This is a genomic window from Geobacillus lituanicus (genome assembly GCF_050994965.1).
GTDB classification, from domain to species: Bacteria; Bacillota; Bacilli; order Bacillales; family Anoxybacillaceae; genus Geobacillus; species Geobacillus stearothermophilus.
This window is the reverse complement of the sequence record NZ_CP194773.1, coordinates 689,044-715,028: the sequence shown is the minus strand read 5'-3', so window position 1 is coordinate 715,028 and position 25,985 is coordinate 689,044. Positions and strand designations below refer to the sequence as shown.

The following is a 25,985-nucleotide window of genomic DNA, read 5'->3' as shown; positions in this document are numbered from 1 at the left end:
CCTTATGATCGAATATCCACAACAATGCCTTCTTGACGCAATCGGTCAGCGAGCTGTTCGCTGCACACAAGCCTTTCATCTTGCCGCAGCTCAATCTTCGCAATCTTTTCCTTTTCCCTAACCAATACCTTAATGAGCGGAGATACATCCAGCACATAATCTCGGACATCGCGAATTTCCTCTTCCGCCTTTTCCGTATGCAGGGAAATGTATTGATCCAGTTCGCCGATATGGAAGTGAGGCTCTTGATAAACGACACGCAAAAGCAGCCTTGGGACATGGCCGACTTTCGAGCGGGAAATTAAATTTTTCGTCCCCTCCCACATCGCTTCAACCAGCAGCTCTACATCTTCTTCTGTCAGTCTCGTCGAACGGGCCGCGGTCTCATTGACCACCCCATAGAACGCAATAAGAGAATACGGAAGCACATATTCTTCACGAAACGTCTTCTGCGTCATTTGCCCGCCCGAGGCAAACGCGCCGGTTCCTTTGATATATTCCAGCTTGACACGATGGAGCGACTGCCCCATTTTAAACTGGACAGGCCCTGTGTGAGTAATCGATCCTTTTTCCCTTGAGCTTTTTTCAATCGGCAAAGTGACGCCGAACAGCCTTACATCAATGCATTGACGCAACACCTCATCATTGATGATTTTTTTCATTTCACTTAAGGTTAATTTTGATTTTTCTAATTTCCCCCCGTCTCGAACCAAAAAATCTTCCGCTCTTGCCTTCGCATCTTGAATATACTCATCATCTTGCGCAATTTCACGGACGAAAATTTCTTGCCCGCGATACTCATACAAGTAGTCGCGAATCGTCCGTTTTAAGCGCACATCGGTGACGATGTTTTTCCCTGTTTCCTCATCAATGCGCGGCTTATTGCCATCCAACGGATCGCCATTCGGATTCGCCCACTGCACATCGTACAAAAAGAGCAGTTCTGAACGCTGTTTCACCATAATATTACTGTTCCTCCTTACTCCAGATGATTTCTTTGACTTGCGATGTTAGGTTCATCCCACATGCAAAATAAAAATTCAGTTCATCCACCGACAATTTCCACCTTGGGGAAGAGGACAAAAATAAACGGGAAATTTCTTCAGCGAGCTGGCGATGCCCGCCGTAGTAAGACTCATATTCTTCCAGCTTTCCAATCACTTTCGGAAGCAGCCCTTTGATGGCCCGCTGATCCATTTTGAGCCCCATGAGTTGTTGCAAGAATGGCTTGCTGCCGCGTTGTTTCTGCTGGATGTCCAGCAGCATTTGCGTCAATGCCCCAAGCAGAAAAACCGCTTGTTTCTCCTTTGAATCCAGTTGTCCTCCATATGCTTCGAACAAACGGGCAAATTTTCCTTCCACCACCCGATCCCCTTTCCTTATCAATACTCCAGCCTGCTCCAAGAAAACCATGACCGCAATGGCTTGACGCGTCTTAGCGGCAAAGAACCCATCACCGGTTTCATAATCGTGAAAATCAGCCCGCAACTGCTCCATAAAAAAAGAAGCAAAAAACGAAAGCGGCAACGCTTTCTTTTGAAATACGCATTCCACCACTTGCAAAAAATATTTATCATAGACACCGATAGGAAAAAACGTGCGAATAAAGCCAAAATGGAAGGGATGATTACCTTCCCTGTACAACAATGTTTCCGTCGCCTTTTTCGCTCGGAACAGTTCGCTGATTCGCGACGGCAATACATCCTCAATCAGCAACAAAATCCGCTCCGCACTTTGAATTCTCTGCAAAAACAACAACTGCAGCGAAAGAGAATTGTCATAATCCTGCAACGTTCCAAGCAAATCTTCTTCCGTAGTCATAAACGATTCCGCTTGGTCTTGATGGATGCGGATATCCTTTTTCCCATTCACCAAATACTCCAACAGCTCATCCAATACATCACGACCGGCAGGAATCAGCAGCTTGGGAATCGCCAAATAAGAAAACCCATAAAACCGATACTGCAAATACGATTCAATAAATTTTCTTCCTTCCTCAATATGGGATTTGCAGGACAAACAGACAGGATAATTTCGCCATGCCTTTGCCTCATCGAACCCCCCGGTAATAAACCCCGGTTTGTCCAACGTATAAAAACGAAAGACGGATAACTTACCAATCACCGTTTCCTTGCGTTCTCCGCAAATCGCGCACACTTGATGGCGGGCTGCCAATTCCATATCTTTTTCATTCACCAAATACAAAAAAGCGTCCTGAAATGGCGTCCAACCGTACAAATAAGCACCATTGATTTTCAATGAGACGATGGCACGTTCGCCAGAAAGCGAAAGCTTGTCTTTCATTTCGTGCAAAATCGCTTCTTGTTGCTGCACAAGCACATGCTCGATAGAACGGAGAAACGGGTCATCCATCACCCGATTCACTTTGCGAAACCATCCGAGAACTTTTTGATCATATGTATTTTCGATCGTCGTAATTCTCGCTGTCGGAGAATAATTGATTCCGCGCGTTGATCCGGAACGAAACAAATATTTCTTATAATCACTTCCGCATTCCTCAACCTCGCATCCTTCCCAGACAGCGTTTCCCTCACCATCCACACGCAATGAAATGAGCACACAAGAAGGATAACCTGGATTCTCAACCAGCTGATCAATGACCGACACTTCTCCTTGCTTCTCGAGCACCATCTTTCCGATTCGGGCGATTGCTTCGATCAATCTATCACCCCTCCGCATCGTTTGGACTAATCTAATTATACCATATAGACAAAAAAATGGTATAAAAATCGAGACTGTTTTTATAAAATTCAGAATTACGATGCTACCGCAAAACATGTAACTCTCATAAAAAAACGCCGAACGTTTTATGACGTTGGCGCAGGTTTCATCCCTTATAGGTACGATAAAAACTCAACCACCTAAATGTGATTCAGCGCTTTTAACCAATAATTTCAATAGATTTTATTTCGTTTTCTAGAACCCCATAAACAATCCCCAGTTCTTTTGCCTCTTGGTTTGTAATTACCAAGCTGTCAATCCCATCCTCACTATCCTCTCCATCGCAGTAATCACGGACAAATCCCTCTAGCACATCTCCGTCTTTGTATATAATTCTTACCCTTTTACCGACATATTCCCACAGCTTCATCATTCCTCACCTTTCTTTATTGTTGGAACAATATGAGTACCGGTTTTAGAGTAGTGTATTCTGAAACTACTTGGTTTCAATCCCTCATAGGTACGATAAAAACTGGATGCAATCTTGCCGATCCATTCCTTTATCAATGTTTCAATCCCTCATAGGTACGATAAAAACGGGAGCGGGGAAAAGCCCGTAGGAGCGCTGGAGTGGTTTCAATCCCTCATAGGTACGATAAAAACGTTGGCTGAGTTGCTGGGGAGACCTTACTGCTCGGTGTTTCAATCCCTCATAGGTACGATAAAAACTTGGAAAGAGAAAGGAATCCCGCTTACCGAAGAAAGTTTCAATCCCTCATAGGTACGATAAAAACAGAGAAATGGCTGTAAAAATTACGGCTTATTGTAAGGTTTCAATCCCTCATAGGTACGATAAAAACCATTGACCCAGCCGCTTGTGCTTTCCATCGTATCGTGTTTCAATCCCTCATAGGTACGATAAAAACGAACGGCGAGCCAATTGATTTGGTGACGCTCGCCTCTGTTTCAATCCCTCATAGGTACGATAAAAACTATTATTGTGATTAATCCTTTTTGCTCTAGCGCTTGTTTCAATCCCTCATAGGTACGATAAAAACACTGTTGAGCTGTTCGAGTTCGCCCTCTAATTGAGGTTTCAATCCCTCATAGGTACGATAAAAACAAGCTGTCATGCAATATGTGATGGCACACAAAGAGTTTCAATCCCTCATAGGTACGATAAAAACTCGCGATCGGCCGAAAGAAGCGGTTTGGATGACATGTTTCAATCCCTCATAGGTACGATAAAAACATATCTGGCAGCTGCTATTGATACTTCAATTGATTGTTTCAATCCCTCATAGGTACGATAAAAACTAAAATCGGATCAGTAGACATTGCAAGCCCGGTCAATATGTTTCAATCCCTCATAGGTACGATAAAAACTCTTCTATATATATGCTCATTGAAAAGTTAACCTTCGCATAAGCGGTGCCCACTCTGGTTATACTGCTCCTAATGAAAAACATGGAAAAGGAGCGGAACTCTGCATGAAACGTCTCAAAATCACCAACGATCACGGATGGACACCTCGGACCCTTCGCAAACAGGAACGGAAAATCAAAAACACCCTTCTTCGCCAACGGGTGATGGCGGTTCGCCTGGTCATGGAAGGCTATTTGGGCAAAGAGGTGGCCTCCATGGTCAACGTGTGCCGACAAACTGTTTCCCATTATGTGTCGCTGTTCAACGAAGGCGGCCTTGAACTCCTGCTTCATCGGGATTTCGCCCCCGGGCGGGAGCCGTTTCTCACGGAAGAACAGCAAGAAAAGATCAAACAGCTTGTATTGACCACCACTCCCGCGGAACTGGGCTGGGACGTCGCTTCGGCGTGGAACACCAAACTCCTGCAATCCTATGTCGCAAAGCAATTCGGTGTTTCCATTTCCCGCGAAGCGTTGCGAAAACTCCTGCACCGCAAAGGGCTGTCGTGGACACGACCGACGTACACACTGGCGAAAGGAAATCCGGATGAGCAAAAGCAATTTGAAAAACAAATGGATCTGATAAAAAAAACTTGATCACCAAGGAGACAGAAGATGCTGTTCTTCTGTACATCGATGAAACCCATATCCGCTCTTACCATGTCTTGCGGTCCACATGGTCGGAAGTCGGCCGCCAAAAACAAGTGCCGACGTTTGGCCATCATGCCCACGTATCGCTGTTTGGCGCGGTCAACGTCCATGATGGTGAAACGGTGCTTCATCAAACAACTGCCGCCAATGCTGCGACGTTCTTGGATTTCTTGAGAATGCTCAAAGAGCGCTATCCGGACCGTCTCATGGTCTTGGTGTTGGATAACGCCCGCATTCACCATGCCAAAATGGTCAAGGAGTTTTTGCGGGAAGAAGGACAGTGTTTTCACTTTATTTACCTTCCTCCGTATTCTCCGCAACTGAACCCGATCGAACGCTTATGGAAATGGCTGAAAGATACGGTGATTGCCAATGTATTTCACAAGGATCGCAACGATATCATTCAAGCCATTACTCGGTTTGTCAACTACATCCACGAACGTCCGGAGGAAGTGCTGCAGCGCTTAGGGTGTGCAGGATGACTGAGAAGTTAACTCTTCATGTTGCATGTATATACATAGTTTGCAAGATTGATCATGCTATCCTCGTTTCAATCCCTCATAGGTACGATAAAAACGAGCAAGCATTTCCTTCGTGACAACTGCCGCACCGTTTCAATCCCTCATAGGTACGATAAAAACTCGATGCTGAAACGTCACATGGCGTTTTGCACGATCGTTTCAATCCCTCATAGGTACGATAAAAACTGAAAAAGTAGGTAATATTTCTGAAGATGCATCCAGTTTCAATCCCTCATAGGTACGATAAAAACCCGATCACATAGGAACCGAGCGCGGAGATCGTCATGCCGTTTCAATCCCTCATAGGTACGATAAAAACGGGCAGGGGATCACCAAGGCAGAAGATTTTTAATAGTTTCAATCCCTCATAGGTACGATAAAAACTGTCTCCGTCCTTGTCAATTCCGGCAAGTACTCATATTGGTTTCAATCCCTCATAGGTACGATAAAAACTGACAAAATAAAGAAAGACAACCGTATTAAATATCATGTTTCAATCCCTCATAGGTACGATAAAAACGTGCGAATCACTCGACGCGCTCGCGCGAGTGATTACACGTTTCAATCCCTCATAGGTACGATAAAAACTCGCGCCAATCCGTCATCGGCCGCGTCTCATGCTTAGTTTCAATCCCTCATAGGTACGATAAAAACCCTCGTAACATTGTCATCACGTTGTCATGAGTTTCGTTTGTTTCAATCCCTCATAGGTACGATAAAAACGTGCCTCGTTGCTTTATTTTTGTCTGACGAAAAAGTTTCAATCCCTCATAGGTACGATAAAAACTTCATCTCACTGCGAATATGTATGGTCAACAATTGGGTTTCAATCCCTCATAGGTACGATAAAAACGATCATCCGGGAGCAGAAAAATGTCCCGCAGGGAAGTTTCAATCCCTCATAGGTACGATAAAAACATTGAATACAACGGTCAAGAATACAGAATCAAGAGGATGTTTCAATCCCTCATAGGTACGATAAAAACAAATCCACCTCGTCTAACGGAACACATGATTTATGCAGGGTTTCAATCCCTCATAGGTACGATAAAAACGAACGCATAGCAGGTTCAGACAGCTTATCATATCGAGTTTCAATCCCTCATAGGTACGATAAAAACCGGTTTTCGGTCCGTATACCCCATCCGCTTCTCCACATTGTTTCAATCCCTCATAGGTACGATAAAAACGATTGTGAACGCGATATAGAAACCGCCTTTAAACACTGTTTCAATCCCTCATAGGTACGATAAAAACTCCACGCCCCGAGAAAATGATGAGGTTAGGATCGGGGTTTCAATCCCTCATAGGTACGATAAAAACCCAAACCATGCGCATAAAATCAAGCTTTTCCCCTTTTGGCTGTTTTCAGAATATCACGTTTCAAATATTCTGTCAATATCGTTCAGCCGTTATGGCTGTAGGATTTTTGGCGCAAAAGAACATTGTCGTCGATCCCCCGGGATTTTTGCACGATTGGGGGTCGACGACAATGTGAGGCTCGACGGCGAAGAGTCTGCTCTGCTTACCCCTTCACCCGTTCGATCTTCTCAACCGGCAGCCCGGTCAGTTCGTGGATCGTGGCGACATCATACCCTTTCGCCAGCATTCTCCTCACCACGTCGAGCTTCCCTTCCTCAATCCCTTTTTGGCGCCCTTGTTTAATGCCTTGTTTGATCCCTTGTTCGATTCCCTTCTCGATTCCCTTCTCGATTCCCTTCTCGATTCCCTTTTCCATTCCCCGCTGTTCGTACGAGACGATGAGCTCCATCACTTGCTTCGCCTCCTTCGTCTCCATTTGGCTCACCTCGTTTCGCAGTTTGGCTTCCTCCTCTTCGGACAACCGCAAATACGTTTCAAAAAAACCGAACAACAGCCGCTGTTTCGCCTCATCGAGCTCAAGGCGGACGAGCATGCGCAAAAACTCTTTTTTCACTTCGACCTTTTCTTCTTCATTATACCCCATTTTGCTTAACAAGGCAGCGGCGACGGGATTGTCATGGCGGATGTACGCGCGCCACGGCAGTTTGCGCAGCTCCACCGTCAAGTAACGAAAATCGAGAACGGTCAAGAACGGAAACTGGACGACCAATGAGGAAGGTTCATCGTGGTGTTCATCATAGCTGAAGATGGCGATCGGAACAATACGGCGGCGGTATTTTTGAAACAAGCGGCTGAAGTAGAGGAACATTCGCTCGGGGAAGGTCCGCTGTGCGTAGCTTTGGTGTTCGACATGAACAATGACGAGCCCATCTTCCCCTTTCATCTTCGTTTCCACCAACAAATCGACGCGGTGCTTCTCTCCGGCCGTCACGTCGGTAAACAGTTCTTCTGTGAGGAAAGTAAGGCGGTGAACGTCGATGTGCTCGTACACGTTGGGAAAGAAAAGAAGCAAAAACTCTTCGAAAAACGTCGACAGCAGCTCTTTGAACAACCGGTCGTGATCGATTCGCTGTTTGGCCACGTTTTCCCTCCTTGCGACATGGAATTCACGATATGTATTCGCTCTACGCGACGCAATTCCTTCTCATGAATGTAACTTTTTAGGAAGGAGGCCCGATCGCTTTGGGCTCCTTCCCTTGTCCTTCCTCTAGCTCGTGAATGGACTACCCGTTGATATCCCCTGTCAACCTCCCAATGATCGCCTCTTGATACCCGGCTTTTTTCTTTCGCCCGATGGCTTCTTTCACCGGCCGCAATGGTTCCGATGTGACGGATGCGAGTTTGGCGAGGCGCTCGGGTGTGAGTTCAACGACTGGGTTGGCGGCCGCATAATCGTCCAAGGAAAAGCGCCAGAGCGTGACGGCCTGTCCATACCGTTCAAGCAGCCGCTCTGCCATGGCCAATCCTTCCGGATCGAAGTCGCCGGAATAATACAGCTTGGCGCCAGAGGCCGCGAGCAAATCGAGCAGCTTCATCGTCGCCAAATTCATTTGCCCGTTCGTGCTGACAAGCGGGGCGCGGGTGTCAAGCAACGTCGAAAAGACGCCCGCGTTTTCGACGATGTACACCGTCCCCCCATGGGCAGGGCGGGCGCGGACAAGCGACAGCACATCTCTAAGCGGCATGTTCAGCGCCGTGTTCGCCTCCCAGGCAGCGGAGAAAACAGGATGCGGGCCGCCCTCGGTTTCAGCGAGGATGTTGGCGCATGTGACAAAGTTCAGGATATCCTCACGGAGCAAGCCGACGGACTGGAGCAACTCGTTGACGCTCTCTACAGATGCCATGTCCCAGTCCCCAGGCACGGTCGCTTGCAACGCCGAAAGCAACAATCTCCCCGGTAGCGTGGACAAATCGAACGCGTGCGGGTCGCCCGCCACTTGCTGGGCAAAGAGCGGGAGGCGCATGTATGACGGGAGCGGGAGGCGGCCCAAAGCGGCGCTGACAAGGCGGATGGCCTCCTCCAGGCTGCGGCGGTCGGTTTCGTACGCCGTTTGGACGAAGCGCTGAGGGCGGACCGACTCAACCCAATGATGCTCCTCGGTCAGACGCGCAAAAAAACGATCCCGTTCCTCTTCCTCCGCCTGGCGCCGTTCTTTGTTTGAGACAAGCGGGGCGCCGAAGTACTGTTCAAGCAGCTCGACAAGTCCAACGCCCGCAAACCTCGTCTGTCCGAGCTGTTTTTCAAACGCGATAAGGGAGACGCGGGAGACGTCTTTGCCGAAAAAGGCGGCCACCGCCTCCCGCTCTTCATCGGTGAACGCCTCTAAAGACACCGCGCCGCCGACGCGGCCGAGCGACTCGTACTTGTGCTTCATCTCGATAAACAGACGGCGGAAGCCCGGTTCAGAGCGGAAAAAGGCAGCCGCCTCCTTGGCCGTGCTCACGTCTCGATCGTCTCCCATTCTTTATCATTGACCATCAGCTGTTTGACACGCCCGTTCCAACGGTAATGAATGACGGTCACAAACGACGCATTGCGCGGACGGACGAGTTCGCAAATGGACAACGCGGGCACGGTGTCGTAGTCGCCCCAAAGCGCCTGCGAGTTCATGATGTAGTTAAAGCCGAGCTGTTCGACAAGTCCGAACAGGTTGCGGATGTTGTTTTCATCGACGCCGGCGAACGCCTCGTCGAGCGAAATGATGTACGGGGCATCATCGCCCGCTTCTTGGTAGCGCGAATACGCCGCGGCGAAAAGGGGAATGTACATCGCCATCGCCTTTTCCCCGCCGCTGAATTGGTAAAAACGGTGGTTCGTCAGCTCGCGTTTCGGCTCGTTTGTTTTTTCATAGTACAAAGTGAAGGAAAACCATTTCCGATAGTCGAGCACTTCTTTAATGATTTGATGGAGTGTGTTGCCTTGGCCGCGCTCTTCAAGCAATTCGCGGGCGCGGGCGATTTTCGAGCGGAAATGGTTCGTCACTCGCTGTAAATCTTCCTCTCTAAGCAGCCGCGAATCGATCCGCAACAGACGGACCAACTCTTTCGTATCCAGCTCCGCTTCCGTCTCCGCCGTTTTCGGCTTCCATTGAATGGACAGCACAAGCCCTGATGATGTGTCGAGGCCGCCCATCAGTTTATTCATCTCATTCACCCACCGTTCGGCGCGCTGGATGCGGCTGCGCAAAATGCGGCCGACTGATTTTAAAATGACGTCCTCATACAGCTCGCGGTCTTGTTCTTTCATATACTCGTGCTGCAAGGCGATGTCGCGCTCCACTTCCGCCAGCACCGCAAACGGCGTGGCGCGCTCGCCTTTGTAGTCGAGGTAAATGACGTGCCGTTCTTGTTTCTCCCGCCAGTCCGCGGCTTTCATGGCCATCTCATCGTCTGGGGCAACGGCGGTCCATTCGGGCTTCGTTTGTTCTTCCAGCGGCTCGAAGGACGCCCGGTATTCGGTCAAGTTGGACGACTCTTGGAAAAAGACGGTGTTCAGCCGCGCCAAAAGCGAGGAACGCGTCTCTTTTAACACTGCTTCGTACCGTTGTTTCGCTTCTTTCGCCTGCTCCAGGAGGGAGCGGGAACGATCAAGATCCACAAGCCCAAGCGCCGCTTCACGGGCAAACGACTTTTCCCACATCGCGGCGAGCTCGCGGGCGAACGCTTCCCGCTGCGCCCCTTTTTCCCGCTCTTCGACTAAGCGCATGAGCCGCTGTTCCGTCCGCGCCCGTTCGTTGACAAGGCGCGGAATTTCTTGGCGCAAAAACGCCAACCGTTCTTGAATGCGGGCGATTTCGGCGCGAATGTCATCCGCCCCCATTTGTGCGAGCGTCCGCTCCATCTCCGCGATTCGCAAGGCGAGCCGCTCGGTTTCATCCCGAAGCCGATTTCGTTCGCCTTTCGCTTCGTCGATCTCCGTTTCCAGCGCCGTGAGCCGCTCGCGCTGTTGGGCGATCATCGCCTCGGTATGGCGCGTTTCGCGGTAAAGCACTTCGAGTTCGTGCAAATGGCGGACGTACGATTTCATGGCGAGCTGGGCTTGTTCACAGCCGTCTAAAGTAAAGGCCAAATCGAGCTCGGCCGACTCGTCGTGGAGCTGTTGTTTGATTTGTTTCCATTCGCGCGCGAGGAGGGCGGCTTTTTCTTCTTGCCGCTTCCATTCCCGTTCTTTGCTTTCGGCTTGGCGGCGGGCTTCTTGCCCTTCCTCAAACGCGGTGCGCACATCGCGGTCCGATGGGAAGGACACAAACCAGTCGGCGAGCGCTTGGATGGCCGCTTCCACCGCCTGATGCGCCCCGCGCAGACGGTCGATCTCTTGCCCCATCGCGGCGATCTCGGCTTCCAGCGCCGCGATGTTTTCAAGCCGCCACCGTTCGCGCGCTGCACGGCCAATGAACATCGCCTTCGATCTCCGCGGCGCATGGCCGCGGACAAGGCCGAGCGAATAGCGCCCCGTTTCATCGATCGTCATGCCGCCTTCTTGGTCGGCATCGGTGATGACGATGCTTCGGAGCACTTCGTCAATCCGCTCCATTGACACAGGGGCATTGGCATCTGGGCGCAAATAATCAGCAAGCGTGTGCGCCATATGGACCGGTTTCGGAATGAGCACACGGTCGCAGGCGACGTCGATCTCGCGAGCAGTAATGAGGGCGTCAAGCAGCCCCGCGTGCGAAAGCGCCGATTCGATCCGCTCGCGCACATCGTCAGGCACATCGTCGACAAATTCGACCGCGGCATAAAGCGGGACAAACGGAATGCCTTTCTCCTCCAACGCCAACCGGGTGGCAGTGGTTTGTTCATCCCGTTCAGGCTCGGGGTCGCGTTGTTCCCGCCATTGACGCAGTTCGGCCTCGCGATCTGCCCGTTTTTCTTCCAACAGACGGATGTCATGCTCGAGCCGCCATTTCTCATCCTTTTTCTTGCCGACGGCATCGTAATACGCTTGCACGAATGGGCGCTTCAAATCATCGAGCGAATACTGTTCATAAAGCGCGCCTGTTTGTTGCAAAAACGCCTGAATGTCCGTTTCGGAAACGTCGATTCCTCCCTGCTCGACCCAGGCAAGCACGGCTTGTTCAAACCGCTCTTTCTCCTCTTCGAACAGCTCTTCCCATTTCCGCTGCTGATGGCGCCATTCGTCCATTTCCCGCCGCCTTTCGCCCGCTTCGCCGCTCGCTTCTTCATAGCGTCGTTTCACCTCGTCATGCCTGCGCCAAAGACGCGCCAACTCCTCGAGCTGCTCGATATGGCGGTCAGCTTCCTGTTTCCAAGCGGCAAACGAAAACTCTTGTTGCTTTTGGCGATGGCGGTGAAAATCGTCTTCGTTCGTTTCATGCAAAGAAAAGGCTCCTTCTTCCGCATCCGCTCGCAGCTGCGCCAACTCGTCTTCAAGTTTCCGTTCAAGGTCATCCAGCCGCGCTTCCGCTTCATCGAGGCGGCGGCGGTGCTGACGTTCCTGTCGTTCTTTTTCCGCAATCGTCTGCTCGTGCCGCTCCCGCCGTTCCTCTAGGCGCTGCCGTTCGGCTTTCAGCTGTTCATACTTTTCCGCCTGCTGGAACACTTCATGGCCGGCCAAGTCGATTTCGCGCGCTCGCAGCACGTCTTCTTCGCGGCCGAGGTGGGTGATGGACTCCTCAAGCTCATCAAGCGCCTTTCGCGTCTTTTCTTCTTCATCGTGAAGGCGTTGTTGCTCGGCGGCGAGCTGTTCGGCCTGCTTGACCGCTTTTACGTATTCTGCCGCCTTTTCGGCAATCATATATTCGTTGTACAGGCGGTATTGATCGCAAAGGCGCTTCAACGCCCGTTCGTCGCGTTCGAGCTGCTCAAGCTGCTGCTTGGCTTGGTCCATGTTTTCGATCGTGTCCGATAGATGGCGGAGCTCGTCATCGGTCAACGGAGGTAGCGAGCTTTCCAAAATCTCATAAATCACCGTCGGCTTAAAGTCTTTCGACAGCTTCGGGCTGCGCAGTTGAATGAGCAGTTCGATCAATTCTTGAAACGCCTCGAGCGATTCAAAGCGAAACACATGCTTATTGACGAGCTCCATATACTCTTTTTGCGTCTCGACGACCGTCCCGCCCGCACCGAGCAATGCGGCGAGCTCGCGTTTCGTCAGCGGGATTTTTTCACCTGTTTTTTCTTGTTTATACAACTGAAGGTCATAGCCGATGCGGCGGTTGTCGAACATGACAAACCCCCAAAAGTCGAGGCTTTTTTGCCGCTTTGCCCGCAGGCCGATGCCCGTTGTGACGTATTGGTCGGATGCTTTTCGTTTGTATTCCAAAAACAAATACCCCGTCCGCTCATCGCGATTGACGACGTCTTTTTCCCCAAGCAAGTAGTCTTCCATGCGCCGCGCCCGTGAACCGAACGGATCGAGGCGATCGGGCGTCTTCTTGCCGTCTAAAAGCACCGGGATCAAGCTTTGCATCGTCACCGACTTGCCCGCCCCGTTGCTTCCCCGCAACAGCAGCTTGCCGTCAGCGAAATGAAAATACTGCTCGTCGTAATACCAAAAATTAATCAGCCCCGCACGATGAAGCACCCATGGATTCGCCATGTTCTCCTCCCTCTTTCGCGTCAAAATCATCTGGATACCGTCCCGACACCCGTCCGAGGAGGGGATAAAGGACGATCATTCCGGTGTCGCGCTCTATATCAGCCATGCGCCATTCGTTGAGCGCCGCAAGCACTTCGCGGACAAGCTCGGCAGCCGACATGTCGCGGTACGTTTTCCCCCACCCCGCCCCGTAACGGCGGCGGCAATCGGCAAGCCAGGCGGAAAATTGTTCAGACGTCAACCGGATGCGGCCGTATTCATCCGGCGGATATTCCCCAAGCCGCTCGCGCACCAAGGCGGCAAAATGAAGGATGATCTCCGACGTTCCTTTCTGGTCGGGAAATGTCGTGTACGGCGCCTGCCGCTCAGGCAACGTCAACATGGCGGCGTTTTTGTACAACTCGTACCGAAACGGCGTATGCGCTTCGATGTCATCGCGCAGCCGATGGCGGAAGTTGCGCAAGTAGTAAAAATCTTGCTCGTCCCCTTCCGTCCGATGCACCGCCGGGGATAAAAACAGCTTCCGATACAGGCGATGGCGCCGATAATCTTGCGGCGAGGCTTTCCACTCCTCGGCGAGCAATTCGTCGATCGATTCATATTGCAACAAATCTTTCGGATGCGTACGCATAAAATAGCGGGCGAGCACCGGCACTTCGTACAGCGCTTCTTCCTCCACATGCTGGGCGAACGCTTCAATCTCCCCGTCCATCCGGCGGACAAGACCGATTTGTTCCGCCGTTTTCAACACGCGGATGAGCGCGCGCCGATGCGCGTAGTTCGTCCAATCGACTGGTAGATCCCCCGGGTACATGGCGCGAATTTCTTCGCATACGTCAGAAAGCAAAAACTTTTCTTCCACCGCCTTGCCTTCCAAATACGCCATCAAGCAGCAAAACAGCGCATAATCGAGCGGATCTTGAAACGACTCGATGCCCATCCACGGCTCGGGATCGGCGGGAATTTTCTCGAGCTTGGCGAAATAGCGGTGGACGATGAGTCGATACCCAAACTTCTCCTCCACATACCGTTTCAACACATGTTCACGCTCGCGGACGAGCTGGTACAAATCCGGCTCTTGGTCGCGAATGATCCAAAACTGCTCAAACAGCGCGGCGAGCGCTTCTTTCGCCTTGTCGTCAAACGCCGTTTCCATCCTCACTCACCTCCCGAAAGCACATGAATTTCGTAGTTCGGCATCACGAGTTCCCCATCTTCTGCGCGAAGGCAAATCGTCCCCTCTTTGTTCACCACTTTGACCACCCACCCGTTTTCCGTCTTCATTGCTTGCCCCTCGCGCCCCATCGCCTTGGCGATCCAACCGAGCAGCGTTTTTCGTACATATGGAGTCACCTCGGGAAGGTCAGCCAGCACGATTTTTCCATCGGTCACAAGCTGTCTGAGCGCCGCTTCCTCGCGCTCTTTTTCTTCCAAATAGCGAAGGCGCGCTTCTTCTTTCTCCCGTTCTTTGTCTTCAATCGCCTGCGGCTTTTTCTTTTCCCCGTAATGGCGGACGCGCGGCTTCGTCACCCACTCGGCTGGCGGCTCGTCCCATACGTCGCGGTATATGTTGTCGGTCGCCTCCGCATCAGCGACGAGATGTTTCGTATGGAAGCAGCCGAATACGACCGCTGACAGGCAGTGCGCCTCTTCAATCGATTCAAGGCGGGAAAACCAGCGCGCCAAATGCAAGTAGTCGCCTTTGCGGCTGCGAAAATGATGATGCCGCTCGCCAAGCCGCTGCACGACGCGCGTCAGACGGCGAATCGCCTCATTTGTCTGGTATTGCAAAAACGAAAGCTCGCTCTCGCGCCCGTTGCGGCCTAAAAACCATTCACACAAGCTGCGCCACGTCTCCCATTTTTCTTCAATCTGCACAGCGCGCGGCGGCAGTGAATCGGCAAAGCGCGGGATCGACCGCTCATAGTCGACGACATGCCCGATGAACTGCCGAACCCCTTCTTCCGGCAGATCTTCAAGCAATTGTTCAATCTGCATCGACGTTTTTTGCAAGGCGACGATAAAATCGCGCAAGTACGCCGTAAACTGCTCTTTATAGACGAGAAACGACTCGGACGTCATCCGCTCTTCCACGTTTTCGCTATGTAAATAGGCCATATAGTCTGCGGAATTTTGGATGATTTTCTTGAAATAATCGAACGTCTCTTCCCATACTTGGTACATTTCATCTCTCTGTTCCTGAAACCCGGAGGCGATGATCGCCTCGATGCGGGAAAGGGAAGCATACAAGCGGTCAAACCGCGTTTTCTCAAGCGATCCTCCGAACGAATCCCCAAGCTGCTCAAGCGTGCGGATCATCCGCTCGATCTCCACCGTGTACGGGCTGCATTGGTAGCGAAACCGCTTTTTCTTAAACTCTTCAATCGTCCGCACGTGGGACGTCTCTTGACGGGCGATCAAGTTGTTCCATTTCACGAGCTGGTCGAGGTCTTGCTGCAAGTCATCTTCTGTGTAATCGGCAAACTCCTCGTGCTGCTTTAAAAAAGCGTACACTTCTTCTGGAAACAAATATTGGCGCATCCGCTCGTGCTGAATGTAGAAATAGCGCAAAATCGCCCGGTAGCGGTGCGCGTTTTCGGTCGATAAATATTTGGTTTCGACAATGGGTTTGAGCCATGTGGCATCCATTTCCGTCCACCTTTGCTTCGATTTTTTCCTATGTTTATTGTAACGATTTTCTCCGCTCTTTTTCTAGCAAAAACCGTTTTCCTATTTTTTCTCGCCATCGGCGCGCGTTTTTTGTAAAATAGAGGGGAAAAGGAGGTGAAACGAATGGAAGCGTTGCTGCGGGAAATTTTGCATGAAGTGAAAGCGACGCGCGCGGCGGTCGAATCGCTCGAGCAACGGGTTGGCGCCTTGGAGGGGCAAGTGGCCCAGCTCAATGAAAGAACGGGTGCCCTTGAAGTGCTGGCGGCCAACCTTAATGAACGAACGGGCGCTCTCGAAGCGCAAATGGCCCAGCTCAATGAGCGGACGAGCGCCCTTGAGCAACAATTCACTCAGCTGAACGAGCGGACAAGCAACCTCGAACACCAAGTCGCCCAACTGAACGAACGCATGGGCACCGTCGAACACCAAGTCGCCCAACTCAACGAACGCATGGGCACTGTCGAACACCAAGTCGCCCAACTCAACGAACGCATGGGCACTGTCGAACACCAAGTCGCTCAACTGAACGAGCAGACGACCACGCTTGCGCAACAAATCGACTTGCTGGATGAGCGCACAAGCGAAACGAAGGCGATCGTTGAAGCGCTCCGCCATGGGCAAGAAGTGCTGACCGCCAAATACGAGGCGATGGCGCACGACCTTCATCATATGAAAGGCGACCTCACCCGTATCACATCCATCCTTGAAGACAAAGTGCTGCCTGCCCTCGCCGAACATGAAGCGGGACTCTCTGTTTTAAACGCCCGCGTCTTCAAAACGGAAAGCGCCCTTCATCGCCTTGTTTATGCGTAACACGTTCCCCACAGAGAAATGTTCAACACCTATTCCCTTTTCACTAGGCAGCCGTGAGCTGCCTTTTTTGTTCGAGTGTTTATCGATTAGCCTTCACCTTGACCATTTGCCAAGGCGCCGGCCTTCTCGCGGCAAGTGGTAGCATAACCCCGCACTCTCGATGAACGGCGCGGGTCATGCCTGGCTGGCGCATCGATGGATGAACACGAGGCTTATGCAAACATCTCGAATTCGGAGCATCTAGGAGGATTCGCAAGCATTCCCGAGCATTTTTCAGGATCAAGGAGGAGAGAACGCTCATCGCCGCGAGAGCAAGCGAGAGACAAACATATCGGCCGATACCAAATTTGCCAGCCGCACCCAAATTACGGTATCCTTTGTTTGTGACGCTTTTTCACCTCCCTCCGCGTCTTTTTGCTGCTTTTTTTATCCCCGTTCATTTGTATGATATCAGCTGAAAAAGCTTACCTTTGGGTCAGACGCCGAGTTTTTGAGCGAAGCGACGGCTATGACGGGCTTGTTGATACGTACGGGTTTCAGTTCAAGAAAAAAGTGACGATCGACCCAGACTTGCAATACGAAGCGGCGAAAAATGGAGAGATTGACGTCATCACCGCCTACACGACGGATGCCCGGATAAAAAGCAGGTCTTTCTCGGCATCGTCACCTTAAAACAAATCGAACAGCGCTACCAAGAAGAACATTTATTAGTCGCCGACATCGCCGACTACGATGTGACGACGTTGTCGAAAGAAGCGGACGTCACCAACGTCGCCGCCCTGTTCCAAGACCCGGATGTGCGCATCATTCCGGTGTTGGACGGCGACCGGCTCGTCGGCGGGATCACGCGCTCGAGCATGATGCGCGCACTCGCGGAGTGGACGTTCCAGCAACATGCCTAATGCCAACGAAGACGGGCGAATGGGGGCTTGAAAAAACGATGCCGCCCCGTTTCTTGTCATCTAGCCAGAAACGTTGCCGCGGCCGTCGTCCCGCCTGAATCACACGTCTCATTTTGAAAAGACAAGGCCGCTCCAAGCGGGCTTGCCGATGGGATTCGTTCCGCTAGTGAACCAAAACCTTTTCAAGTTTTCGGTCTCAGCCCATGACCAAGCGACAGCCACCCGCTGCCGCTTTTCCGCCAAGGAGGGATACGATGGAATTATTGCAGACGTTTATCGAACGAAAGAATGATATTTGGATCGCCTTTCAAGAACATGTGCTCTTATCCGCCATCGCTATGAGCATTGCGATCGTCATAGCCGTGCCGCTCGGTGTGGTGTTGACGCGGTATCGCAAACTCGCCGAGCCGATTATCGGCATTGCCGACATCATCCAAACGATTCCGAGCTTGGCGTTGCTTGGGTTTATGCTGCCGATTTTCGGCATCGGCAAACTGCCGGCGATTATCGCCTTGACGCTTTATGCCCTATTGCCGATTTTGCGTAACACGTACACGGGCATTCTCGGCGTTGACCCGACGCTCGTTGACGCCGGACGAGGGATGGGGATGACATCGCGGCAAATTTTATGGATGGTCGAGCTTCCCCTCTCGCTTCCCGTCATTATGGCCGGCGTGCGCACCGCGACGGTGCTGACGATCGGCGTCGCCGCCTTAGCGACGTTTATCGGCGCCGGCGGGCTTGGCGACTTGATCGACCGCGGTCTGCGCATCGCCGACAAAAACTTAATTTTAGCCGGCGCCATCCCAGCCGCCATGTTGGCGATTGTGTTTGACTGGCTGCTGCGCAAAGTGGAAAAGAAAGTGACGCCCAAGGGGCTGTAATCAGCCCTTTGGCGCCACCCCAACAAGAATTCGAACACCGCGTCCCTGCCCTTCCACCTCGGAACGGCCGGAACAGGCTGGCGTCAATACTAATGAGTCTCTCCCTCAGATCATGCGAATAGGGAACGCATATTCGAATAAAGAACCATCGTCAAGCGTTTTCCGTATAGAACTCCCCGCACTTTGAAAGCCACCCGCTCGCCGGGTGACTTCGTCCTTCCTAACTATTTCACCCCCACCGTCTGGCTTTGACGAATGGCTTGGCGCAAGTCGTCCAAAATGTCGTCGATCGCTTCCGTGCCGACGGACAGACGCACAAGGCCCGGGGTGACGCCGGCGGACAGCTGTTCGTCCGGGCTCAGCTGCTCGTGCGTTGTGCTGGCCGGGTGGATGATGAGCGATTTCGAATCGCCGATGTTGGCCAAATGGGAGAACAGCTTGACCGAGTCGATCAGTTTTTTCCCGGCTTCGACGCCGCCTTTGATTTCAAACGTGACGATCGCACCTTGCCCGTTTGGCAAATACTTTTTCGCGAGTTCATGTGACGGATGGCTTGGAAGCCCCGGATAATTGACCGATTCGACGGCTTCTTCCTCTTCCAAAAACTTAGCAACAGCGAGCGCATTTTCGCTATGACGCTGCATCCGTAAATGAAGCGTCTCTAATCCTTGCAAAAGCAAAAACGCATTAAACGGCGACAGCGCTGCCCCTAAGTCGCGCAACAGCTGGATGCGCGCTTTCGTGATGTACGCCGCTTCGCCGACGGCATCCACATACACCAAACCATGATAACTCGGATCAGGTTCGGTGAACTCCGGAAACTTGCCGCTCCCTTTCCAGTCAAACTTGCCGCTGTCGACAATCACGCCGCCGATCGAATTGCCGTGCCCACCGATAAACTTCGTCGCTGAGTGGACGACGATGTCGGCGCCGAATTCAATCGGCCGCAATAAGTATGGACTGGCCACCGTGTTGTCGACAATGAGCGGAATGGCGTGGCGATGGGCGATGTCGGCGACCGCTTCAATGTCAAGCACATCGTTTTTCGGGTTGCCGATCGTTTCCGCAAACAACGCTTTCGTTTTGTCGGTGATCGCCCGCTCAAAGTTTTCCGGATCGGACGGATCGACAAACTTCACCGTAATGCCGAACTTGCGCAGCGTATGGGCGAACAAGTTGTACGTGCCGCCGTAAATGGACGACGACGACACGATTTCATCGCCCGCCGAGGCGATGTTGATGATCGAATAAAACACCGCCGCCTGCCCTGATGAGAGCGCAAGCGCCCCAATGCCGCCTTCAAGCGCCGCGATCCGTTTTTCAAGCACATCGTTCGTTGGGTTCATAATGCGCGTATAAATAAACCCTTCCTCTTTCAAGCCAAATAAATTGGCTGCGTGCTCGCTGTCGCGGAACACATATGAGCTTGTTTGGTAAATCGGCACCGCCCGCGCGCCCGTTTCCGCATCCGGTTTTTGCCCGGCGTGGATGGCAAGCGTTTCCGGGCGGAAAGTTTGTTCATGGCTCATCGTTTCCTCTCCCCCTCTTTGACCCTTCGAGATTTCATATCCTACTAAATCAATTGGTTTTTTATAGAAAATCTATCATTCGATCACAACGTTTGTCAATTGTATTTTTTTAATAGTGAAAAAATTTTTATTGAAAACAGAGCCTGCCGGTGGGCAGGACTCCTATTTGTTTCATCAACGTTTTCCAATTTCCTCTATTAACAGCTTATTGACAAGCGGCGGATTCGCTTGCCCTTTTGTTGCTTTCATCACTTGGCCGACAAGGAAACCGAGCGCGCGGTCTTTGCCGTTTTTATAGTCTTCCACCGACTGCGGGTTGGCGTCAAGCACTTCGAGCACAATTTTGCGCAACGCTCCTTCGTCGGAAATTTGCACGAGCCCTTTTTCTTTGACGATTTTCTCCGGGTCGCCGCCTTTTTCAACAAGCTCTTTGAACACTTTTTTCGCGATTTTCGACGAAATCGTGCCGTTTTGGATGAGTTTGATCATGCTTGCTAGGCTTTCTGGCGTCAAGGCGATGTCATGCAGCTCTTTTTGTTCGGCGTTTAAGTACCCGGACACTTCGACCATGAGCCAGTTCGACGCCAGTTTTGGATCAGCGCCGTTGGCGACCGTTGCTTCGAAGAAGTCGGCCATTTCTTTGGTCAATGTCAGCACTTTGGCGTCGTATTCCGGCAGGCCCCACTCTTCGACATACCGCTTCTGGCGGGCGTCCGGCAGCTCCGGAATCGAGGCGCGGACGCGCTCTTTCCATTCGTCGTCAATATAAAGCATGACCAAGTCCGGCTCCGGGAAGTAGCGGTAGTCTTCCGAGCCTTCTTTGACGCGCATGAGGATGGTCGTTTTTGTCGCTTCGTCAAAGCGCCGCGTTTCTTGACGGATGACGCCGCCCGAGAGCAAAATTTTCTCCTGCCGCTTCGCTTCGTACTCGAGCCCCATGCGGACGAAGTTGAACGAGTTTAAGTTTTTCAACTCCGTTTTCGTACCGAATTGGTCCGATCCGATCGGCCGGAGCGAAATGTTGGCGTCGCAGCGGAGCGATCCTTCTTCCATTTTGCAGTCGGAGACGCCCGTGTATTGGATGATCGCTTTTAATTTTTCCAAGTAGGCGTACGCCTCTTCCGGCGAGCGGATGTCTGGCTCCGAGACGATCTCAATGAGCGGCGTCCCTTGGCGGTTAAAATCCACGAGCGAATAGCCGTCGCCTGTATGCGTCAATTTGCCCGCGTCCTCTTCCAAGTGAATGCGGGTGATGCCGATTTTTTTCTTTTTCCCGTTCACTTCGATTTCGATCCAGCCGTTTTTGCCAAGCGGCTGGTCGTATTGCGAAATTTGGTACGCTTTCGGGTTGTCCGGATAAAAATAGTTTTTGCGGTCGAATTTCGTCTCGGTCGCGATTTCGCAGTTTAACGCCATCGCTGCTTTCATCGCAAACTCGACCGCCTGCCGGTTCAACACCGGCAGCACGCCCGGATACCCTAAGTCAATGACGTTCGTTTGCGTGTTTGGGGGCGCTCCGAACGCGTTCGGGCTGCTGGAGAAAATTTTCGATTTCGTTTTCAGCTCGACGTGCACCTCAAGTCCGATGACCGTTTCAAAGTTCATCACCTAACCCCCCTTACAACACCGGTTTTTGCTTATGGTAGTCAGTCGCCTGTTCAAAGGCGTGGGCGACGCGATAGACCGTGCTTTCATCAAAGTGCTTGCCGATGATTTGCAAGCCGACCGGCAAGCCGTCGACAAAGCCGCACGGCACGGAAATGGCCGGCACGCCCGCCAGGTTGACCGGAATCGTTAAAATGTCGTTTGCGTACATCGTCAGCGGATCACTCGTTTTCTCGCCGATTTTAAACGCCGGCGTCGGCGTTGTCGGGCCGATGATGACGTCATATCGTTCAAATACGTTTTCGAAGTCGCGCTTGATCAACGTCCGCACTTTTTGCGCTTTTTTGTAATACGCATCGTAATAGCCCGAGCTTAACGCGAACGTCCCGAGCATAATGCGGCGCTTGACCTCCGCCCCGAATCCTTCGCTCCGTGTGAGTTTATACATATCGATCAAGTTTTTCGCGTTGTCCGTCCGGTAGCCGTAGCGGACGCCGTCAAAGCGGGCGAGGTTCGCCGAGGCTTCCGACGAAGCGAGCAAGTAGTACGTCGCCAAGGCATATTTCGAATGCGGCAGCGACACTTCTTCCCACGTTGCACCGAGCTTCTCAAGCACGGCAAGCGCCGCCAGCACCGACTGGCGCACGCCTTCGTCGACGCCTTCCCCTAAATATTCGTTCGGCACGGCGATTTTCAATCCTTTGATGTCCCCGGTCAACGCCTCCACATAGTTCGGCACCGGCACGTTTGCCGATGTCGAATCCATCGGATCGACGCCTGCAATCGCCTGCAATAAGTAGGCGTTGTCTTCGACCGTGCGCGTAATCGGACCGATTTGGTCCAGCGACGACGCAAACGCGACAAGCCCGAAGCGCGAGACGCGGCCGTATGTCGGCTTCAAACCAACAACCCCGCAAAACGCCGCCGGCTGGCGGATCGAACCGCCCGTATCCGAACCTAAAGCAAACGGCACTTCCCCTGCCGCCACCGCCGCCGCCGAACCGCCGCTCGAGCCGCCCGGAACGCGCTCTAAGTCCCATGGGTTGCGCGTCAGCTGAAAGCCAGAGTTTTCTGTCGACGAACCCATGGCGAACTCGTCCATATTCAGCTTCCCGATCGTAATGGCGCCCGCAGCGTTCAGCCGCTCCATAACGGTCGCGTCGTAAATCGGGTCAAAGTTGTATAAAATTTTGCTGGCGCATGTCGTGCGCAATCCTTTTGTGACGATGTTGTCTTTAATGCCGATCGGCAAGCCGAACAGCGGGTTCGTTTCTTCGCCTTTGGCGAGCTGGTCATCGAGCTCCTTCGCTTTCGCCCGCGCCTGTTCTTCATTTAATGTTAAAAACGCTTGCACTTTTTCTTCCACTTCGCCGATGCGTCGGTACGATTCGTCGACTAAATCGGAAATCGACACTTCTTTTTTCTGCAGCAACGTATGTAATTCTGATACGGAATGGTCAAAAAGCGACATAAATCCCCCTCCTTACTCTAAAATGGCCGGCACACGGAACTGGCCGTCTTGCTGATCCGGCGCGTTTTTCAACACTTCCTCGCGCGGCAGCCCCGGTTCTGGAATATCCTCGCGCATCACATTTCTCATATCAAGCACGTGCGAAGTCGGCGGAACGTTCTCCGTATCCAATTCATTCAACTGCTCGGCAAACGTAATGATCGCATCGAGCTGTTTCGTAAACATTTCCGCCTCTTCATCGGTAATCGCCAACCGCGCCAAATCGGCGACATGTTTCACTTGGTCAATAGAAATTCGCGACATAGTTTCACCTCCAACGAGTTCGACCTATCACAATACCATGATGATACCAAACTTTTATCCAATGAAGCAACCGTTGCCACGTGTTCTGGGCGAGAATCAATCTATATATTCACGATGCAAATGAATACAACGTTCCATAACACCTCCCAATAGCGAAGGCAGGCGTGAAACCGGGGGGATTTGATGTTTGATGTAGGAATATTTCGTTTTCCTGAACAGCGCACGATGGGATGGCACACGCATGAGTAAACGGTTGATGGGAGGAAAAGGACGAGCTCCTATTTTAGACACAGGAAGGAATCGCTCGTGACGCCTTTTTTTATTCAAAGAAATACGATAAAATGAAAGCACAAGGAGGGAAATTGCATGTCGCTGCCAAATCAAAATCATCCATGGACATATGCAGATTACGTAATCTTCATCGCATTGCCAAAAGTATTCGCTTCCATGGGAGAACCCTCCTGACAAAAATCGGGAGGATTTTTTTGCACCGATATGGAATAAATCCTTGACAAACAAGGAATGTGAAGGAGTTTGTCCGCCATGGATGTTCAAATTTTCTTGATTGACAATCCCGAACATATGTACTATAATGGCTGTAACGGACGAAAAAGGGGGAATCATGACGATGAGTGACGCTTTGCTCGCCCAAGTGCTCGACCGCCTAAGCGCCATGGATGGCACGCTGCAAAAGCTCGTAGAGGGCCAAGAGCGGCTCGAGCGGGAACAAATCGCCATTCGCCAAGAACAAGAAGAAATTCGAAAAGAGCAACAAGAAATTCGGAGAGAACAGCAAGAAATCCGAAAAGAACAACAAGAGATTCGAAAAGAACAACAAGAGATTCGAAAAGAACAACAAGAGATTCGAAAAGAACAGCAGGAAATCCGCCTGGAACAACAGCGTCTGCGTCAAGAACAAGATTCGCTTCGCGCTGGGCAAACGGAATTAAACGGCATCGTGGCTGCTCTCCTCCACCGCCAAGACGAAACAGACGCCAAACTGGAAGCTCTCGCCGCTGACGTCCACCAGCTTCACCGGGAATTTTCCTCATTGAAACAAACGGTGGACCGCCTCGAACAAAAAATGGACTCCCGTTACGAACAATTGGCTGCCCAAATCGAAGACATCAAGCTGGACTTGAATTTTATCGCCCACCGCACCGTCGACAACGAACGAATCATTTACAAGCTGAAAGAAATGCTGTTCCGCTGATCGATTCATCTAAGAGGAGGCCGCTGCCATGCATGTCGCGTTTGACCATCTCGTCCATCTCGTCGAACGACCGGAGCAAGTGAAAATGGCGTTTGAACAATGGGGGCTTGTGGCCATCCACGGCGGCCGTCATCCATCATGGGGAACGTACAACGCCTTATGTTACGTGGAGCATTTGCGCTACATCGAGTGGATCGGCATTGCCGATATACAGACGGCGAGAACGTGCGGAAACCCGCTCATCACTCAGCTTGTCGCCGACCGCCAAGAAGGAAGCGGCTTCTCCCAGTTTGCCTTTCGCACGAACGACATCGAAGCGGTGGCGGCGCAGCTGAAAAGCAAAGGATTCGCCCCAGTCGGTCCGCTCCCCGGCAGCCGCGAGCGCGATGACGGCAAGCAGCTCACATGGTCGATGCTGTTTATCGAAGACGACACAGACGGCGCGTTTCGCTATCCGTTTTTCATTCAATGGGGCGACCGTGATGACGTACGCATGAACGAGCTGGCGCCGCTCATGAGACACCCGATTGGCTCTGTTTCGCTGTCGTCAATTAGCCTCTACACCCTCGATCTCCAGCGGACGGTCAACGGCTACCGCCGGCTGTTTGACTTGCCCGAACCCGATGTCGGGCGCGATGAAGCGGGAGCATACGCGGAGCTCGCTGTCGGCGGCATTGCGATTCGGTTCTATGAGGCTGACCGCCGTCATCCATCGACGCGCCCGTTTTCGTGCCGGCTTGTGGGCGTGCAGAAACCGCGCCGCATCGAAATCGAGGGCGCCACGTACATCATATCTGGCTCTTGACGGCCATTGTATTGCCACATGCTGCGCCCCCTCGCGCTAGGCGCCGTGCCAGCCCTTGGCGAATGCATTCCCACATACTCCCCTTTGCCGCTGAATAAGATGGAGTAACCGCTTCTTGATTATCGCAAACCATAGATGGCAAAGGGGGAGTCCAACCGTGTCCCACCCGTATGTTTCTCCAAAACTTTCAGCGGAATGATCCCAACCACGCGCCCTTGATGACGCAGCGCCGCCTCAGCAACCTCTCCCATCAAGCCCCGTGTCCCTCCGCCGTAAATGAGCGTAATGCCGCTTCGGGCTAAAAACGTTCCGAGCGCTTTCGCCGCTTCCTTATATCTCCCATCGTTTCCATTGCTTGATCCGCAAAACACGCAAATCGCCTTCAAGTCTCACACCCGCCTCCTGCCATAACCTGTTGCTCGTTTTGCATCCGTTTTCGAGTGCTGCGCTCATTTTCCTACCGTCATTATACAATGCTCTCCCTGTTCTTTCCACCATCGTTCGGACGGCCTTTTCACGCAAAAAAGGGCCGCTGCTGCAGCCCTTTCCGCTTCCTTCATTTTTGGA

At 51.9% G+C, this 25,985-nt stretch carries 20 protein-coding genes, 1 pseudogene and 2 CRISPR repeat arrays; of the genes and pseudogenes, 8 read left to right on the top strand and 13 right to left on the bottom strand.

Going from position 1 to position 25,985, the window contains the following annotated elements; genetic code table 11:
* Positions 1-2: 2 nt before the first annotated feature.
* The 3 genes from cas7b to ACR1UW_RS03550 form a co-directional block, all read right to left on the bottom strand.
* Positions 3-962 carry a type I-B CRISPR-associated protein Cas7/Csh2 gene (cas7b, locus tag ACR1UW_RS03560; RefSeq protein WP_020279821.1) on the bottom strand — a complete coding sequence of 320 codons (960 nt, stop codon included), beginning with the start codon at positions 960-962 and terminating at the stop codon, positions 3-5.
* Positions 963-966: 4 nt separating this feature from the next.
* Positions 967-2,682, bottom strand: a complete 1,716-nt coding sequence (locus ACR1UW_RS03555) for a TIGR02556 family CRISPR-associated protein (RefSeq protein ID WP_020279820.1) — start codon at positions 2,680-2,682, stop codon at positions 967-969.
* Positions 2,683-2,902: 220 nt separating this feature from the next.
* Positions 2,903-3,112, bottom strand: coding sequence for a hypothetical protein (locus ACR1UW_RS03550; RefSeq protein WP_025039279.1), 210 nt, complete (start codon positions 3,110-3,112; stop codon positions 2,903-2,905).
* Positions 3,113-3,185: 73 nt separating this feature from the next.
* Positions 3,186-4,068: a CRISPR direct-repeat array (repeat unit 30 nt; unit sequence GTTTCAATCCCTCATAGGTACGATAAAAAC).
* A gap of 104 nt (positions 4,069-4,172) precedes the next feature.
* On the opposite strand from ACR1UW_RS03550, the gene ACR1UW_RS03545 reads away from it, so the two are divergent.
* Positions 4,173-4,703 (top strand): IS630 family transposase, encoded by a 531-nt coding sequence (locus ACR1UW_RS03545; RefSeq protein WP_289667791.1) that lies wholly within the window; start codon positions 4,173-4,175, stop codon positions 4,701-4,703.
* Positions 4,700-5,239 (top strand): IS630 family transposase, encoded by a 540-nt coding sequence (locus ACR1UW_RS03540; protein WP_289667792.1) that lies wholly within the window; start codon positions 4,700-4,702, stop codon positions 5,237-5,239. The genes ACR1UW_RS03545 and ACR1UW_RS03540 overlap by 4 nt, the downstream gene beginning before the upstream one ends.
* 64 nt (positions 5,240-5,303) lie before the next feature.
* Positions 5,304-6,601: direct repeats of the CRISPR family, unit length 30 nt; unit sequence GTTTCAATCCCTCATAGGTACGATAAAAAC.
* A gap of 202 nt (positions 6,602-6,803) precedes the next feature.
* Here ACR1UW_RS03540 and ACR1UW_RS03535 read toward each other — a convergent pair.
* The 5 genes from ACR1UW_RS03535 to ACR1UW_RS03515 all read right to left on the bottom strand — a co-directional run bounded on the left by ACR1UW_RS03535 (position 6,804) and on the right by ACR1UW_RS03515 (position 15,872).
* Positions 6,804-7,742 carry an Rpn family recombination-promoting nuclease/putative transposase gene (locus ACR1UW_RS03535; protein WP_498934560.1) on the bottom strand — a complete coding sequence of 313 codons (939 nt, stop codon included), beginning with the start codon at positions 7,740-7,742 and terminating at the stop codon, positions 6,804-6,806.
* Between the two features lie 142 nt (positions 7,743-7,884).
* The gene (locus ACR1UW_RS03530) at positions 7,885-9,105 is read right to left on the bottom strand and encodes a TIGR02679 family protein (protein ID WP_498934558.1); all 1,221 of its coding nucleotides are present in this window, start codon (positions 9,103-9,105) and stop codon (positions 7,885-7,887) included.
* Entirely contained in the window at positions 9,102-13,223 is a 4,122-nt protein-coding gene (locus ACR1UW_RS03525) for a TIGR02680 family protein (protein WP_498934556.1), read from the bottom strand. The genes ACR1UW_RS03530 and ACR1UW_RS03525 overlap by 4 nt, the downstream gene beginning before the upstream one ends.
* Positions 13,183-14,379: a TIGR02678 family protein gene (locus ACR1UW_RS03520; RefSeq protein ID WP_498934554.1), complete on the bottom strand. Its 1,197-nt coding sequence runs from the start codon at positions 14,377-14,379 to the stop codon at positions 13,183-13,185. The genes ACR1UW_RS03525 and ACR1UW_RS03520 overlap by 41 nt, the downstream gene beginning before the upstream one ends.
* Positions 14,380-14,381: 2 nt before the next feature.
* Positions 14,382-15,872 carry a TIGR02677 family protein gene (locus ACR1UW_RS03515; RefSeq protein ID WP_498934552.1) on the bottom strand — a complete coding sequence of 497 codons (1,491 nt, stop codon included), beginning with the start codon at positions 15,870-15,872 and terminating at the stop codon, positions 14,382-14,384.
* Positions 15,873-16,016: 144 nt separating this feature from the next.
* Here ACR1UW_RS03515 and ACR1UW_RS03510 point away from each other — a divergent pair, with 144 nt between their 5' ends.
* The 4 genes and pseudogenes from ACR1UW_RS03510 (at position 16,017) to ACR1UW_RS03495 (ending at position 18,492) form a co-directional block, all read left to right on the top strand.
* Positions 16,017-16,706: a hypothetical protein gene (locus ACR1UW_RS03510; protein WP_498934550.1), complete on the top strand. Its 690-nt coding sequence runs from the start codon at positions 16,017-16,019 to the stop codon at positions 16,704-16,706.
* 463 nt (positions 16,707-17,169) lie between these two features.
* A pseudogene (locus tag ACR1UW_RS03505) lies at positions 17,170-17,348 on the top strand (glycine betaine ABC transporter substrate-binding protein); the annotation flags it as partial.
* A gap of 17 nt (positions 17,349-17,365) precedes the next feature.
* On the top strand, positions 17,366-17,608 hold the full coding sequence (locus tag ACR1UW_RS03500) for a CBS domain-containing protein (protein WP_338147131.1): 243 nt from the start codon (positions 17,366-17,368) through the stop codon (positions 17,606-17,608).
* Between the two features lie 254 nt (positions 17,609-17,862).
* Positions 17,863-18,492 carry an ABC transporter permease gene (locus tag ACR1UW_RS03495; protein WP_498934548.1) on the top strand — a complete coding sequence of 210 codons (630 nt, stop codon included), beginning with the start codon at positions 17,863-17,865 and terminating at the stop codon, positions 18,490-18,492.
* A gap of 224 nt (positions 18,493-18,716) precedes the next feature.
* Here ACR1UW_RS03495 and ACR1UW_RS03490 read toward each other — a convergent pair whose 3' ends face one another.
* From ACR1UW_RS03490 to gatC, 4 genes are all read right to left on the bottom strand, one after another.
* Positions 18,717-20,021 carry a homocysteine synthase gene (locus ACR1UW_RS03490; protein ID WP_498934547.1) on the bottom strand — a complete coding sequence of 435 codons (1,305 nt, stop codon included), beginning with the start codon at positions 20,019-20,021 and terminating at the stop codon, positions 18,717-18,719.
* Between the two features lie 174 nt (positions 20,022-20,195).
* Complete coding sequence (gatB, locus tag ACR1UW_RS03485; protein WP_498934545.1) at positions 20,196-21,626, bottom strand: Asp-tRNA(Asn)/Glu-tRNA(Gln) amidotransferase subunit GatB; 1,431 nt, start codon at positions 21,624-21,626, stop codon at positions 20,196-20,198.
* A 13-nt stretch (positions 21,627-21,639) separates the two neighbouring features.
* Positions 21,640-23,097: an Asp-tRNA(Asn)/Glu-tRNA(Gln) amidotransferase subunit GatA gene (gene gatA, locus ACR1UW_RS03480; protein WP_033016665.1), complete on the bottom strand. Its 1,458-nt coding sequence runs from the start codon at positions 23,095-23,097 to the stop codon at positions 21,640-21,642.
* A 12-nt stretch (positions 23,098-23,109) separates the two neighbouring features.
* A complete protein-coding gene (gatC, locus tag ACR1UW_RS03475; RefSeq protein WP_014194780.1) occupies positions 23,110-23,400 on the bottom strand; it encodes an Asp-tRNA(Asn)/Glu-tRNA(Gln) amidotransferase subunit GatC in 291 nt (96 codons plus the stop codon).
* Positions 23,401-24,022: 622 nt separating this feature from the next.
* On the opposite strand from gatC, the gene ACR1UW_RS03470 reads away from it, so the two are divergent.
* Both ACR1UW_RS03470 and ACR1UW_RS03465 read left to right on the top strand, forming a co-directional pair.
* Positions 24,023-24,613, top strand: a complete 591-nt coding sequence (locus tag ACR1UW_RS03470; RefSeq protein ID WP_498934543.1) for a hypothetical protein — start codon at positions 24,023-24,025, stop codon at positions 24,611-24,613.
* A gap of 28 nt (positions 24,614-24,641) precedes the next feature.
* Positions 24,642-25,418, top strand: a complete 777-nt coding sequence (locus ACR1UW_RS03465) for a VOC family protein (protein ID WP_498934541.1) — start codon at positions 24,642-24,644, stop codon at positions 25,416-25,418.
* A 119-nt stretch (positions 25,419-25,537) separates the two neighbouring features.
* Here the strand turns inward: ACR1UW_RS03465 and ACR1UW_RS03460 are convergent, their stop codons facing one another.
* The gene (locus tag ACR1UW_RS03460; protein WP_445236771.1) at positions 25,538-25,804 is read right to left on the bottom strand and encodes an LOG family protein; all 267 of its coding nucleotides are present in this window, start codon (positions 25,802-25,804) and stop codon (positions 25,538-25,540) included.
* Positions 25,805-25,985: the final 181 nt, after the last annotated feature.

Coding starts and splice junctions, on each gene's coding strand:
- cas7b (WP_020279821.1), bottom strand. CDS start 962: ATGGTGAAACAGCGTTCAGAACTGCTCTTTTTGTACGATGTGCAGTGG.
- ACR1UW_RS03550 (WP_025039279.1), bottom strand. CDS start 3,112: ATGAAGCTGTGGGAATATGTCGGTAAAAGGGTAAGAATTATATACAAA.
- ACR1UW_RS03545 (WP_289667791.1), top strand. CDS start 4,173: ATGAAACGTCTCAAAATCACCAACGATCACGGATGGACACCTCGGACC.
- ACR1UW_RS03525 (WP_498934556.1), bottom strand. CDS start 13,223: ATGGCGAATCCATGGGTGCTTCATCGTGCGGGGCTGATTAATTTTTGG.
- ACR1UW_RS03520 (WP_498934554.1), bottom strand. CDS start 14,379: ATGGAAACGGCGTTTGACGACAAGGCGAAAGAAGCGCTCGCCGCGCTG.
- ACR1UW_RS03515 (WP_498934552.1), bottom strand. CDS start 15,872: ATGGATGCCACATGGCTCAAACCCATTGTCGAAACCAAATATTTATCG.
- ACR1UW_RS03510 (WP_498934550.1), top strand. CDS start 16,017: ATGGAAGCGTTGCTGCGGGAAATTTTGCATGAAGTGAAAGCGACGCGC.
- ACR1UW_RS03495 (WP_498934548.1), top strand. CDS start 17,863: ATGGAATTATTGCAGACGTTTATCGAACGAAAGAATGATATTTGGATC.
- ACR1UW_RS03490 (WP_498934547.1), bottom strand. CDS start 20,021: ATGAGCCATGAACAAACTTTCCGCCCGGAAACGCTTGCCATCCACGCC.
- gatB (WP_498934545.1), bottom strand. CDS start 21,626: ATGAACTTTGAAACGGTCATCGGACTTGAGGTGCACGTCGAGCTGAAA.
- gatA (WP_033016665.1), bottom strand. CDS start 23,097: ATGTCGCTTTTTGACCATTCCGTATCAGAATTACATACGTTGCTGCAG.
- gatC (WP_014194780.1), bottom strand. CDS start 23,400: ATGTCGCGAATTTCTATTGACCAAGTGAAACATGTCGCCGATTTGGCG.
- ACR1UW_RS03470 (WP_498934543.1), top strand. CDS start 24,023: ATGACGATGAGTGACGCTTTGCTCGCCCAAGTGCTCGACCGCCTAAGC.
- ACR1UW_RS03465 (WP_498934541.1), top strand. CDS start 24,642: ATGCATGTCGCGTTTGACCATCTCGTCCATCTCGTCGAACGACCGGAG.